The 13,572-nt window shown below is 68.3% G+C and carries 8 protein-coding genes and 4 pseudogenes; 9 read left to right on the top strand and 3 right to left on the bottom strand.

Annotated features, from left to right (window positions below; translation table 11 throughout):
• The first annotated feature begins 8 nt into the window (after nt 1-8).
• The 3 genes from ACWCP0_RS08235 (at nt 9) to ACWCP0_RS08225 (ending at nt 3,147) form a co-directional block, all read left to right on the top strand.
• A complete protein-coding gene (locus ACWCP0_RS08235; protein ID WP_451078063.1) occupies nt 9-101 on the top strand; it encodes a hypothetical protein in 93 nt (30 codons plus the stop codon).
• Between the two features lie 373 nt (nt 102-474).
• Complete coding sequence (locus ACWCP0_RS08230; protein ID WP_451078062.1) at nt 475-2,301, top strand: reverse transcriptase domain-containing protein; 1,827 nt, start codon at nt 475-477, stop codon at nt 2,299-2,301.
• 285 nt (nt 2,302-2,586) lie between these two features.
• Nucleotides 2,587-3,147, top strand: a complete 561-nt coding sequence (locus ACWCP0_RS08225; RefSeq protein ID WP_351237169.1) for a dihydrofolate reductase family protein — start codon at nt 2,587-2,589, stop codon at nt 3,145-3,147.
• 46 nt (nt 3,148-3,193) lie between these two features.
• On the opposite strand, the gene ACWCP0_RS08220 is transcribed toward ACWCP0_RS08225, so the two are convergent.
• Both ACWCP0_RS08220 and ACWCP0_RS08215 read right to left on the bottom strand, forming a co-directional pair.
• Complete coding sequence (locus tag ACWCP0_RS08220) at nt 3,194-4,102, bottom strand: hypothetical protein (RefSeq protein ID WP_451078061.1); 909 nt, start codon at nt 4,100-4,102, stop codon at nt 3,194-3,196.
• A 64-nt stretch (nt 4,103-4,166) separates the two neighbouring features.
• Nucleotides 4,167-4,592 carry a hypothetical protein gene (locus ACWCP0_RS08215; RefSeq protein WP_451078060.1) on the bottom strand — a complete coding sequence of 142 codons (426 nt, stop codon included), beginning with the start codon at nt 4,590-4,592 and terminating at the stop codon, nt 4,167-4,169.
• 580 nt (nt 4,593-5,172) lie between these two features.
• On the opposite strand from ACWCP0_RS08215, the gene ACWCP0_RS08210 reads away from it, so the two are divergent.
• The 5 genes and pseudogenes from ACWCP0_RS08210 to ACWCP0_RS08190 form a co-directional block, all read left to right on the top strand.
• Nucleotides 5,173-9,261: an nSTAND1 domain-containing NTPase gene (locus ACWCP0_RS08210; RefSeq protein WP_451078059.1), complete on the top strand. Its 4,089-nt coding sequence runs from the start codon at nt 5,173-5,175 to the stop codon at nt 9,259-9,261.
• Nucleotides 9,262-9,799: 538 nt separating this feature from the next.
• A pseudogene (locus tag ACWCP0_RS08205) lies at nt 9,800-10,060 on the top strand (M23 family metallopeptidase); the annotation flags it as partial.
• Nucleotides 10,061-10,201: 141 nt separating this feature from the next.
• Nucleotides 10,202-10,669, top strand: a pseudogene (locus ACWCP0_RS08200) (peptidoglycan-binding domain-containing protein); the annotation flags it as partial.
• Between the two features lie 262 nt (nt 10,670-10,931).
• A pseudogene (locus tag ACWCP0_RS08195) lies at nt 10,932-11,105 on the top strand (transposase family protein); the annotation flags it as partial.
• A gap of 126 nt (nt 11,106-11,231) precedes the next feature.
• A pseudogene (locus tag ACWCP0_RS08190) lies at nt 11,232-12,010 on the top strand (transposase); the annotation flags it as partial.
• Between the two features lie 10 nt (nt 12,011-12,020).
• Here ACWCP0_RS08190 and ACWCP0_RS08185 read toward each other — a convergent pair.
• Complete coding sequence (locus tag ACWCP0_RS08185) at nt 12,021-13,118, bottom strand: IS630 family transposase (protein WP_451078058.1); 1,098 nt, start codon at nt 13,116-13,118, stop codon at nt 12,021-12,023.
• Between the two features lie 161 nt (nt 13,119-13,279).
• Between ACWCP0_RS08185 and ACWCP0_RS08180 the strand changes: the two genes are divergently transcribed.
• A partial coding sequence (locus tag ACWCP0_RS08180; protein ID WP_451078289.1) for a transposase domain-containing protein occupies nt 13,280-13,572 on the top strand: 293 nt, incomplete at its 3' end.

The raw sequence follows: 13,572 nt of genomic DNA, 5'->3' as shown, positions 1-13,572 counted from the left end.
TGGATGCGGTGTTCTATCTGGTCGACAACGGCATCAAGTGGCGGGCGATGCCCGCAGATTTCCCGGCGTGGGACCAGGTGTATGCCTTCTGTGCGCCGTGAGGCGCTTCGTTGTATCCCCGACTCACTCGGGAGGAACTTGGAGGAATGTTTCTGGGTCGCCTGACTTACCTGGAGGCGAAAGCCGAAGGGGACAACAGCATGTCAGGAAAGCGGTGGCCGCCTGGAGGTATCCAGGGCGGAGAGCCGCAAGACCCGCGCGATATGGCCAAGGCTGGATTGCTTGAAGCCCAATCTCCAGCGGCAAAAATAGAAACTCACCGGAACGATACCTGAAACCGGTGCCCTTTCCTTGCCGGGCTCTGAAGAACGGGTTCGGACGGCAACCTCCAAGGAGAGGGGCGTCGCCCAGTGAGGGCGGTCAAGGAGATGAGTGGGCGGCCTACGTCGTGCTCGATAAGGGGAGGTATGCGCAATGCAGAGCGCCGAAACGGTGCTGGACGTCATCCGGGAACGCGGCAGGCGAAGCCTGCCGTTGGAAAGAATCTACCGGCAGCTGTTCAATCCGCAGCTCTTTCTGATGGCCTACGGGCGCATCTACCGGAATTCCGGTGCGATGACGCCCGGGGTCACCGGTGAGACCGTGGACGGCATGTCACGGGCGAAGATTAATACGATCATCGGCACGCTGCGGTCGGAGTCTTATCGATGGACGCCCGTCAAGCGGGTCTACATTGACAAGAAAGGCGGTGCGAAGAAGAAGCGCCCGCTTGGCCTGCCGACGTGGTCGGACAAACTGGTCGCCGAGGTCGTACGTCTGTTATTGGAGGCGTACTACGACGTCCAATTCTCCGATCGCTCTCACGGGTTCCGCCCCAAGAGGGGCTGTCACACCGCGTTGCAGGACGTGGTGAAGTACTGGACCGGAACGCGCTGGTTCATCGAGGGAGACATCTCCGACTGCTTCGGCAGCCTGGACCACGAGGTCATGCTCACGATCCTCGGGGAGAAGATCCACGATGGCCGGTTCCTGCGGCTGATCCGGGCCATGCTCAGGGCCGGATACCTGGAAGACTGGCGGTGGAACGCCACACTGAGTGGGGCTCCCCAAGGCGGTGTGGCATCGCCCGTCCTCTCCAACATCTATCTTGACAGGCTCGATCAGTTCATTGAGCAGAAGCTGCTGCCGGAATACAACCGCGGCAGAAAACGACGGCATCATCCCGAGTACCATCGGCTCGACAGCCGGATGTACTGGGCGAAGCGGCGCGGAGATCGCGCCGCAGTACGGCAACTCCGGCTCCAAATGCGGAGCCTGCCGAGCAAAGACCCCTACGATCCAGGCTTTCGGCGCCTACGGTATGTCAGGTATGCCGACGACTGGCTGCTCGGTTTCGCTGGGCCCAAGCACGAAGCCGAGGAGATCAAGGCGCGGATCACAGCATTCCTTCTGGATGAACTCCGGCTGGAACTCTCCGAATCCAAGACCCTGGTCACGCACGCCACCAGCCAGGCGGCGCGCTTCCTCGGCTACGAGGTGAAGGCCCAGCGATGCGACACGAAGCTCACGGGACCACGACGCTCCGTCAACGGTGCCATCGGGCTTTTCGTGCCACGCGAGGTGATCCGGCAGCGTTGTGCCTCCTACATGGGTGGCGGGAAACCGAAACTCCGTGGTGTGCTTCTCCACGACAGCGATTTTTCAATCGTGGCGACATACCAAGCCGAGTACCGGGGACTCGTGCAGTACTACCTTCTCGCCCAGGACGTCGCCCGCCTGAACCGCCTGCAATGGGTGATGGAGACGTCCATGCTCAAGACACTGGCGTCGAAGCACAGATCGACCGTCACGAAGATGGCCCGCAAGTACAAGGCGACCATCGACACCCCGGACGGCCCTCGAAAATGCTTTGAAGTCATCGTCGAGCGCGGAGATGAGAAGAAGGCGCTGGTTGCCCGCTTCGGCGGCATCCCGCTCAAACGGCAGCGCACAGCGGTAATGGCCGACCGAGAGCCGTTGAAACCCAACCACATCAGCACCACCGAGTTGGTGAAGCGGCTCCTCGCGGACTGCTGCGAGATATGCGGATCAACGAACCGGATTGAGGTCCATCACATCCGGAAACTCGCCGATCTCAAGCAACAGGGCCGAGCCGAGCGCCCCGTGTGGGTGATGTTGATGGCAATGAGACGACGTAAGACCCTGGTCGTCTGCCGGCCTTGCCACGAGGACATCCACGCGGGACGAGCGACCTCATCCACCCGGAAAAGATCACTGGAGAGCGGTGTGCTGGGAAACTAGCCCGCACCGTTCGGGAAGGGGCCGTCGGAAAAGGACCCGGGCCACGGGCACCTCGTCGGCGGCCTACTTCACTCCGCCGTTGGCGCGACGGCGCGTTGGTCACCGAGCTGCACCACCGGCTGCGCGGCCGGGTCCGCGAACGGGCCGGGCGGAACCGCCGGAGCCGCGGCAGTCCCAGACGCAGCCCTTCGCAGCGATGACCGTGCCGTTCGCCGGGCATTGTCACAGGCGCGGGCTAGTGTGCTGCGGGACACACACGTAGCCCCGACCTGGGAGAAGGCTCGCATGGCCAAGTTGATCTACATGTTCAATGTGTCCCTGGACGGCTACATCGCCGACGCGGACGGCAATTTCGACTGGGCGGTACCGGACGAGGAGTACTACTCCTTCATCAACGACGTGCTGCGGCCGGTCGGGACCTACCTGTACGGGCGCCGGCTGTACGACATGATGGCTGTCTGGGAGACCGACCCGTCCATCGCGGGCCAGTCGCCCGGGGCGCGGGAGTTCGCGGAGATCTGGCAGGCGGCCGACAAGGTCGTGTACTCCAGGACGCTGGAGTCGGCCTCCACCACCCGGACCCGGATCGAACGGGACTTCGACCCCGAGGCGGTTCGGCGGCTGAAGGCATCTTCCGAACGTGACCTCACCGTCGGCGGGGCCGCCCTCGCCGCCCACGCGATCGCCGCAGGGCTGGTGGACGAGTACCACCTGTTCGTCGGCCCCGCCGTGCTGGGCGGCGGCAAGCCCTTCCTCCCCGACGGGGCCCGGCTCCGCTTCGAGCTCCTGGACGAACGCCGGCTTACCAGCGGCGTGGTCTACCTCCGCTACCACACCCAGCCGTGAGCACCCGGTGCCGCCGGGCCGGGGCAGATCGGGTGCGCCGGGGTGCTCAGCCGGTCTGCCCCTGGAGGACCTGGCGGGCGATTCTCAGCTGCCTGTCCCGCAGCGCGGTGCGGTCCTTGAGCACGTCGGGGTGATCGTCGAGCCAGCGCTGCTGCATCACGGCGAGTCTGGCGTAGGCGGTGCGCAGGTATCCGGTGTCCTGCTTGCAGTGGACGTCCGCCTTGGTTGCGGGGTGGGTGCGGATGTCCGCGTCGGGCGGCAAGGCTCTGATCAGGTCGAGGGGGTCTTTGGCCTGGACGCGGTTGGTGAGCATGCACTGCCGCCAGCTCTCGTTCGCCTTGCGGAAGAGGGAGTCGTGCTTGAGCCACTTGAACGCTGTCTGCTCCCCTTCGTTGAGCTGCATCCGCAGTTCCGTCCACCGCACCCGGCCGTCGCCCAGCATGTGCTTCTCCGCCTCGGCCTGGCAGCCGCTCGCCGGCATGGTCACCTTGAGCAGCTTGCCCTTGACGGAGATCTCGTTTCCGGGTTTGCCGTAGAGGGCGCGGTTGAAGGCCTCTCCTTGCGGCTGCTCCGGTGGCGCCTGCGTCTGGCTGTCCGCCCCGATTTCTTCGAGGGTCTCGAGACCGAACGGAGTCGGGCGGGACACCGCCGCGTCACCCGCCTTCGCCACGGGAGCGGGCTTGAGGGTGAATCCGCGCTCGGCCATGCAGGCGACGAGGACCTGTTGCTGGGCGGTCGCGATCTGTTCGCCGCTCTGGGTCCAGGCGTAGAGCCGGGTGTAGATCGGCGGACGCAAGCCTTGTTCGGCCAGTGCGGCCGGGGACAGCGGACGATGGGGCCGGGGTTCGGGGTTTTGGGCCCTCGCGTCGGCGAGCGCCCAGATCGTTGCGCCCACCGTGGCGGTCAGGACGCAGGCGGCGATGTGCCGGCGAGTGCCGTGGAAGCTCAGTGCCATGTGAATCCTGTCGAGGTCCGGAACGTGCGGGCCCGGTTTGCGCCGGGCCCGCCGTTCACCGAGGTCAGAAGCAGTCGGTCGACGTCCGGCCCGGGAGCGTCAGCCGGCTGGCCCGGTCCCGGAGGCCGGAGGGCAGCGGATCGCCGCTCTGCGTGCCCGGCTGGTCGACGGTGGAGGCGGAGTTGACGTAGTGACCGGGGTTCAGGCAGAACAGGAAGCCCGTTCCGTTGGTGTTGTCCCAGTAGTGGCTCTCGTAGTTCCCGGTGCTTGAATTGCTGGCCGAGTAGACGTTGTTGTTGACCGGGTGGTTGAGACCGTTCCCGCTCACGTTGTATTCGTCGAAGGTGTCGTTGGAGAAGTCCGGATCGGAGTTGAAGAAGGACTGCCGTGCGGAGTTGATGTCGGTGTAGAAGACGCAGTGGTTGCCGAGGGCGCAGTTGGGGCCGGCGGCCGAGGGGGACGCGCCGACCAGTCCGAGCGTGGCGGTCATGGCGGCCACTCCTGCGACTGCCGCGAGCCTTGTACGCATGTGCTGTCCTGCCTTCCCAGTGGTCCGCTGATGGGTGTTCTGATCGCTTCCCGAGCTGAACCCGAGCTTCACGCTGTGTCCTTTCGCGTTCTCTACGACTCCGACGTCATCTCCACGGCGGGGGGTGCCTGTTGGACTGGTCGGCGTCGTTCTGGATGGGCGCACCCGTTCCTTCCTTGATCGGAGGGGCCCAGGAGCCGGTGGGCCCGGTACGGGAAGCGATCGTTGTGAGACGCGGTATAGGACCCGTATAAGTCCTGATGGGGATGCGTGCGGCAGGTGATCGGGCGTGGCTTCGGCCGGCGGCGCATCGCGGATCTTTGGGGCATGCGGCCAGGGGGTGCCGGCCCGGGAGGCCGCACCAGGCGGCAGTCCGCTGATCCACGTCAGTGGGGCGTCATGCGTGGGTTGGGCGGGCCGGCGCGGGTCTGCGTCGGAGGGCTGGTGTACCTTCGGGCCGCCAGCGTTGATCCGTGCAGCCTTGGGGGGCGGCCGAGTGGAGTTGGGGATTCTGGGGGATCTGGCGGTCCGTCGCGGGGGCTTGCCGATCGACATCGGATCGCCCAAGGTGCGTCTGCTGCTCGCGGTCCTGCTGAGCAGGCCCGACCGGCCCGTGCCTTCGGAGCTCCTGATGACCGCACTGTGGGGCGAGCGACCGCCGCGCTCGGCGCGTAAGAACCTGCAGCTGTACGTCCATCTACTGCGCAAGGCCCTGGGCCCGGAGCGCATCGAACGGCAGGGCGACGGCTATCGCGTGGTGGCGGGTGATGCGCTGGACGCCACGCGGTTCGAACGGCTGGCCCTCCAGGCGGAGGAGGCCCTGCGACAGGGTGAGACAGCGGGCGCGCAGGAGTTGCACGGTGAGGCGCTGCGGTGCTGGAACGGGCCTGCGTTCGCGGAGTTCCTGGATACCGAAGCCGTCGCGACCCGGGCGGCCCGGCTGGAGGAGCTGCGTCTTGCCGTGCATGAGCGGTGGGCCGATTGCGGTCTGGCCCTCGGCAGGCATGCCGAGGTGGTCGTGGAGCTGACGGAGCTGCTGCCCCGGCATCCCTTTCGGGAGTCGCTCCGCGGCCAGCTCATGACGGCCCTGTATCGCTCGGGCAGACAGGCCGAGGCGTTCGAGCTCTACCGGCGGACCCATACGCTGTACGGGACCGAACTGGGCGTCGAGCCCGGCCCGGGTCTGCAGCGCCTGCACCAGTCGATGCTCCGCGGCGATGAGGGCCTCATGCCCTCTCCGGTCCCCGTCGCGGCACTGGTGCCGGTCGGGGCCAACCCCTACCGGGGCCTGCCGGCGTTCACCTCCTCGGATCACGACCGGTTCTTCGGCCGCGACCGGCTGTGCGGGCTGCTGTGGGAGCGCGTGGAACGCTTCCCCGTGGTCGTCGTGTTCGGCGCGTCGGGATCGGGGAAGACCTCGCTGCTGGCGGCGGGCCTACTGGGCCGGATCCGGCGGGATACGACCGCTCGGTGGCAGCCCGTCATGATGACGCCGACCGACCAGCCGGTGAAACAGCTGGCGGCCGCGCTCGCCGAGCACGACCGGCCCGCCGGTCAGGTGCTGCTGGTGGTCGATCAGTTCGAGGAATTGTTCACCGTGTGCTCCGATCCCACGGTACGGGAGGAATTCGTCGCCGGGCTGTTAGCGGCGTCCCATGCCGGAACGAAGGTCGTGCTCAGTGTCCGTGCGGACTTCTTCGTCCAGATGACCGGGCTGAGCGAGCTGGCGCCGGCGCTGATGAGCGAGGCGCAGCTGCTGGTCGGTCCGCCGTCGGCCGCGGAACTGCGAGAGCTGATCGTCCGGCCGGCGGATCTTGAGGGCTGCTCGGTCGACGCCGATCTGCTGGCCACCGTGGTGGCGGAGGCCTCCGGCGCTGCCGCCGCACTCCCGTTGGTGTCCCACGCGCTGCGGGAGGCCTGGCGCAACCGGGCCGGCCGCACCCTGACCCTCGCGGCGTACCAGGCAGGGGGCGGGATGCACGGTGCGATCGCCCAGACCGCCGAGCACGTCTACGCCGAGCTCGAACCCGCCGAGCAGGACCTGGTGCGCCGGCTCATGCAGCGGTTGATCAGCCTGGACGAGGACGGGGTGCGGGACAGTCGGCGGCGGGTCCCGCAAACCGAACTCGACGGGATGGGCCCGGCCGCGGCGGTCGCGGATGTGGTCGACGAGCTGGTGGCGGCGCGCCTGGTGGTCGTGGACGAGGATCGGGTGGAGATCGCCCATGAGGCGCTCATCGTGGCGTGGCCCAGGCTGCGGGCCTGGCTGAGCGAGGACCGCCGGCGCCTGGTCGTACGGCAGCGGCTCACCGCCGCGGCCCGAGTCTGGCAGCAGTCGGGGCGGGACGCCGGAGGGCTCTATCGGGGCTCCGGGCTGGCCGAGGCGCGCCCGCACCGCTCGGAGCTGAACCTTCTGGAGCGTGAGTTCCTCGACGCCAGCGAGGAGCTGGCCGAGTCCGAACTCGCTGCGGCGCGGCGCCGGGTCCGCCGGCTGAGGGTCCTGGCGATGGTGCTGGCGGTGCTGCTGGCGGCGACCGTGACCGGGGGCGGTGCCGCCTGGCAGCAGCGGCAGGTGGCACAGCGCGAGCACCTGACCGTCCTGGCCCATCAGGCCGCGCTCACGTCGCGCTCGCTGGTCGCCACCGACCCGGACGTCGCCCGGTCCCTCGCCCTGGCCGCCTATCGGCTGCATCCCGACGCCGACACCCTGGGCGCGGTGATCAGTACGTCGGCGTCCGCGCAGCCCAGCGTCGTACTCAACACGAACGGGCCCGCGTCGTTCGGCCTGGCCCTGTCCCCTCACGGCTCGTTGGTGGCCGCGGCCACCAGCGACGGCACCGTGGAGCTGTGGGATCCGAAACGACGCAGGAGGCTGGCCTCCTTCACCGAGCATGTCGTCAAGCCGCTCCCCCAGGGGTTCTTCGCGCTGAGGGCGGCCTTCAACGCCGACGGTACCCGGCTGGCGTCCCTGGCCCGGTTGAACAATCCGAAGCAGCCGACCGGAGGCTCGGTCGTCGTGCGGGAGGTCCGGTCGAGGAAGGTGCTGTTCAAGCAGGTCGTGTCCGGCGACCTCAGCAACGGTCTGGCCTTCAGCGCCGACGGCACGGTCGTGGCCTACGGCACGGGCGAGGGCACACGGGTAGCCACGCTGGGCGGTGGCAAGGCCGTGTTCCTGCCCACCGGTATGCCCGCGGCACTCAGCCTGGCCGGCGATCAGCGCTCGCTCGCCGTCACCCGTACCGATGGGACGGTGGCCGTCTGGGACATCGAAACCGGTCGCCGTCGCTTCGAGCTGAACACCGAAGGCGCCCAGGTGGCCCGGTTCGGCTCCACATCCGATGTCCTGGCCACGGCCTCCGAAGAACACGGCATCAGGTTCTGGCGGCTGACCGGCCGCTCGGCCCGCCAGTTCGCCGACCTCCCGGTGCAGACGGCCTTCCCCTGGATGATCTCCGCGCCGGTCGGTGATCGGATCGCGATCGCCGACGAAGAGGGCATGATCTCGATCTGGGACTACCAGCGCCGCGAGCAGATCGCCCGCCACGCCGACCGCTACCGCTCGGAGACCATGGCTCTGGACCTGGCACCGGACGCGAGCACGGTGGTCTCGGGCGGCCTGGGACGCACCATCGTGGTGCGCCGGACGGCCCTTCCCTTCAGCGGTCACGGCGGCGCCGTGAACGACGTGGACGTCAGCCCCGACGGCCGGCTCGTCGCCTCCGCCGGCGACGACAGGTCCGTACGGATCTGGAATGCCTCCGGTGCTGCCGAACGGCTGCTGGGCGGACACTCCGACCATGTCAAGGCAGTCGCGTTCAACCCGGACGCCACGGTGCTGGCGGCCGTGACGCGCGACCACACCCTGACTCTGTGGAACCCGTCGACCGGGCGGCGCTACACCACCATCGCCTTCACCGGTATAGGCACCGGCACGGACGTCGCCTTCAGCCCGGACGGCAGCACGGTCACCGTGATGTCCCTGGGAGGAACGTTCCGCTGGAGGGTCAGCGACCCGGCACACCCCCGTCCACTGCCGGCGCCGGCCGGCCCGCGCACCTCGACCGCCATGGCCTACCCCGCTCGGGGCGGCCTCCTCGTCGCGAGCACACCGGCCGGCGGCATCGCCGTGTGGAGCACCGCCGACGACCGGCTGGTGAAGGCCTTCCCGGCCACGCAGGGGTCCACGCAGGACATCGCGGCCACTCCGGCGGGCGATCTGATCGCCACCGCCGGCTCGGACCACACGGTGCGCCTGTGGTCGACCCGGACATGGAAAAGCCGGGGCACACTGACCGGCCACACCGCAGCGGTCGGCACGCTCGCCTTCAGCAGGGACGGACGCCTCCTCGCCTCGGCAGGTGAGGATCACACCATCGTCGTCTGGGATGTACGAACCCACCGGCGCATCGCCACCCTCACCGGCCACTCGGCAGACGTGCAGGGCTTGGCGTTCACCCCGGACGGAACCCTGCTGTCCGCGGGAGCCGACCAGCGCATCATCCACTGGCCGCTGACCGCGACCGAAGCCATCCGGCGCATCTGCCGAGCCACCGCCCCACCGCCCACCGCGGCGCAACTCGACCGCCACCTCCCCGGCCAGGACACCGGCGCGCTCTGCCCGCAGCCCTGACCCGGGCACGCCGCCGGCGCGGCGTGCTCCCCCCCCTGTAAGCGGTCCGTGCCTGGCACCACCGCCCAGGGCGGCCGGGTGACCTTCGGAAATACCCGGGCTATACCGACGCAGGGCACGCTCAGCGCACCGGTCGCTCCCCCGCCGGCGAGCTCACGACGAGGGCCGTAGATGGCTGCCCCCACCTCGGCCCTCATCGTGACCGCCGTGCGGGGGACACACCGCGACCGAACGCGGCCGTCCCGCAGCGCCCAGCCACAGCGGAAGGGCACCTGCCGTCCCATCGCCGCCCGCACACCCCGCCCCAGACACGCATGAACTCGGCACCAAAGAAGGAGACACGTTGATATCCCTCATCCGCACGCTCAGCCCAGGGCTGCTCGGCAGACTGCTCGTGGCTGTTGCCGCCCTCGTCGTCCTGCCCTGGCAGGCCGCGGCGCCGGCCGCCGCGGCGGCCCCGCCCATCGCCTTCCAACTGCCCTTCACCTGCGGCCAGCAGTGGCGACTCGACACCTGGGCACACGCACCCGCGCTCGACATGGTCCGCGAGCCCAACCAGGTCGGCACCGAAGGAGCACCGGTGCTGGCTCCGGCCTCCGGCACGGTCCGGCAGTCCTTCTACCACTCCAACGCCGGCAACGTGATCCAGATCAACCACGGGCAGCGCTACTTCACCACATACCTGCACCTGCAGAGCCGCGATGTCAGCGTCGGCCAGACGGTGCAGCGCGGCCAGCTGATCGGCCGGGTCGGCAGGACGGGGCCTACCTCGAACAACCACCCGCACCTGCACTTCGAGCTCGCCTACGACGCCGACAACAACGGATCCGCCACCTGGGGCAACTCCACCTCCGAACGGATCCGCCCCTGGTTCAACGGCGTCGAGTACGGCCAGGCCAACGGCCAGACCTGGCGGAACGTCACCAGCAACAACTGCGGCGGCACACCAGCGCCCACCTGCAGCGGCGTCAACCTCGACTTCACTGCGTACCCCCTCATCCAGCAGGGATCCACCGGCAGTCTGGTCAAGGCGGCGCAATGCCGGCTGATCGCCGCCGGACACAATCCGGGAGAACCGGACGGCGACTTCGGGCCCAACACCGAAACGGCGACGAAGGCCTTCCAGTCCGCCCGGGGCCTCACGGCCGACGGTGACATCGGCCCCAGGACCTGGACGGCCCTGCTGTCGTACGGCTCGACACCGGCGCTGCAGAACGGGTCGACCGGCGCGGACGTCAGCCGACTGCAGCGAGCACTGACCGCGGCACTCGGCCGCACCGTGGGCATCGACGGCGACTTCGGCCCCAACACCGAACAAGCCGTGCGCGACTACCAGACCACCCGCAGCCTCGGCGTCGACGGCGACGTCGGCCCGCAGACCTGGGCAGCCTTGCAGGCCGGACGATAACCACCCTCGTGGGCGGGGAAGCACGGCAACTCCGCCCACGACCGGCGTCGGATCGGCCGCGAGGACATCCGGTGCTTCAGAGAATCGCGGCCGGCGTCGCGGTGGTCCTGGAGGGGATCTTGCACGAGGCCATGCCGCAGAACCGAAGCCGAGGCGATCGTGCGGGCGCCGCGTCGCGCGGGGGACGGTGGTCGGGACCTGCCGCATATCGGAGTGCGGTGGCAGTACCGGGCGTATCTCGCATGCCGTCATTCCATTCGGTGTCTCCGGCATGAAGAAGAGAACAACGATGAAGGCCACCGTCGTCGCCGACGGGCAACGCCGCACGTTATGGACCGATGCCCTGTGGCCCGGACAGATGCACGACACCACGGCCGCCCGCGACGAAGGCATCGCCATCTGCTTCCAGCACTTCCTCGACGTCGAGGTACTCGTAGCTTGACGTTTAACGTCGCAGGTCACTCGACCTGCTGATCTGCGGTTCTTCCCGGGACAGCGGAGACGGCCGTTCTCCACGCTTCGAGATGTTGAGTCACGAAGTACAAGAGAACGGCCGCTGCGTATGAGTCTGTCTGTCGATTCGCCCGCAGGCGAGGCGTTGGACGTGTTGTCCCGCTTTCGGGTTGAGTTCTATGAATGCCTCTACGCTCGCCAGGACGCGCTCTTCGAACTCACGGACGCGGTGTTGTGCGCGGACGGGCCGGTGAAGACCCTGGTCGAGCTGTCGCTGGCGGTCGAGCACCGGCGCGGGCACGGCGCGCTGTACGCGGCTTTGGACCGCGGCTGGCTGGAACCGACGCGGTTGCGCCGCACGCTGCCGGCCTGCCGCTGCCAAAGGCCGGTGACGGGCGGATCGTGCTGGCCGTGGACGTGAGCAACTGGCTCCGCCCCGATGCCCCGACCAGCGACGACCGGCTGTTCTGCCACGTCTATGGACGTGGCGACCGCAAGACGGACCAGTTCGTGCCGGGCTGGCCGTACTCCTTCGTCGCCGCCCTGGAATCCGGCCGCACCTCCTGGGTCGCGCTGCTGGACGCCGTGCGCCTGGGACCCGCCGACGACGCAACGCTCGTCACCGCCACCCAACTGCGCGACGTCATCGAGCGGTTGAAGCAAGCCGGGCACTGGCGGCAGGGCGACCCGGAGATCCTCATCGTGATGGACGCCGGCTACGACGTCACCTACCTCTCCCACGCCCTGGCCGACCTGCCGGTCGTGCTGATCGGGCGCCTGCGCTCGGACCGGGTCATGCTCCGCGACCCGGGCCCGACCCGCTCCGGCCCGAAGGGCGGGCGGCCCCGCCGGCACGGCGGCGTCCTCACCTTCGCCAAGCCCGACAGCTAGTGGCTCGTCACGCAGCCTTGGCCGGGTATTGGGTCCACTGGCGGATCGGTGAGTCAGGGGCGAAGTTGGTCTTCGGTTCCGTGTGAGAGTTGCGCCAGCGCACATAGGCGGCGATGGCGGCGTTCTGCTCGTCGTGGCTGCGATGGTCGGTGCCGTTGAGTGCGAAGTAGCGCAGGGCTGCGAACTCGGCCTCGATCCAGTTCAGCCAGGATCCGTAGGTCGGCAGGAAGACCAGCTCGACCTGGTGGTCGGCCGTCCAGGCGCGGACCTTGACGTGCTTGTGCGGGGAGAAGTTGTCCAGCACCACATACAGCTTCTCCCCGGGCCAGCGGGCGCGCAGGGCCTTGAGGAGGCTGAGGAACTCCCGCCAGCGCTTGCGCGGACGGATGCGGTAGTACAGCTTGCCGGTGGCCAGATCGAGGGCGGCGAGCATGTGCCTGACACCGTGGTGACGGTTGTAGGTGGCCCGCAGCCTGCGCGGACGCCGCACCGGACCCCACGCCTTGCCCTTGCGCGGCATCAGGTTCAGCGGCCCGAACTCGTCGACGCATATCACCCGCCCGTCCGCCGGCGGGGTGTCGTAGAGCGCCAGGACCCGGTGCATCTTGGCGATGAACTCCGGGTCGGTGGACGCCTTCCAGGTGGTGGTGGTCTTCCAGGAGACCTTGCCGGCGTGCAGGATCCGGCGCAGGGTCTCCCGGCTGATGGCCGCGGTCACCTTCTGCAGGATCAGGTGCTCGGCGAGCTTGCTCAGGCTCCAGGTGGAGAACGCGGTGATCTTCCAATCAACGGGGGACGTCCGTGCGATCAGGCAGATGTGCTCGCGCACCTCTTTATTGATCGTCTTGGGGCGTCCCCTGCTCCATTTTGGGTCCAGCGCGTCGAACCCCCGCTCGTTGAAGGCGTGGATGACCTCACGGACGTAGTCCTCACCAACCTGCATCAGCGTGGTGATGTCCTTGACCGTCCGGCCCTGGGCGGACATCAGCACCACAATCGCCCGGCGGAGCCTGACCGGCTCCTTCGCGGTGCGGCTGATCCGCTGCAGCCTCCGGCCCTCGTCCATCGTGACCGGCCGGACGAACACACTCGGTCGACGTCCCACCACCACCTCCAAGATCCAAGGCCGGGTAGTTAACGGATTTGCGCTGGTGGCAAGGGGTTTCGGCTTCGAGCGCAACGTGGGCAACGGGATCGACGTTGATCGGATAGTCCGCCAAGACTGCTGATCGCCGAGGAGTCCCGTTGCCCGCATGTCATTGTGCCCTGTCGCCCGGTCTGACGACGTTCTCTCGAGAACTCACGGTGGCTGCAGGCCGGTTCGGGCCTGGCCATCTGGGCGAGTTGACCCAGGTCGTGCCGTTCGACCTCGTCGATGCCGTCCTGGATGAGACCCGGTGCGTGCAGCGCCGGTTACGGGACCTGCCCACGCGGGTCGGGGTCTACTTCCTGCTCGCGATGTGCCTGTTTCCGGAGGTTGGGTACCGGCTGGTGTGGCAGAAGCTGACCGCGGCACTGGCGGGCGCCGGGCTGGAGACTGCGTGGCCGTCCGCGAAGGC

This window comes from Streptomyces sp. NPDC001970, assembly GCF_053594115.1.
The sequence above is the reverse complement of the archived record's forward strand: the minus strand, read 5'-3'. Positions and strand labels throughout refer to the sequence as shown.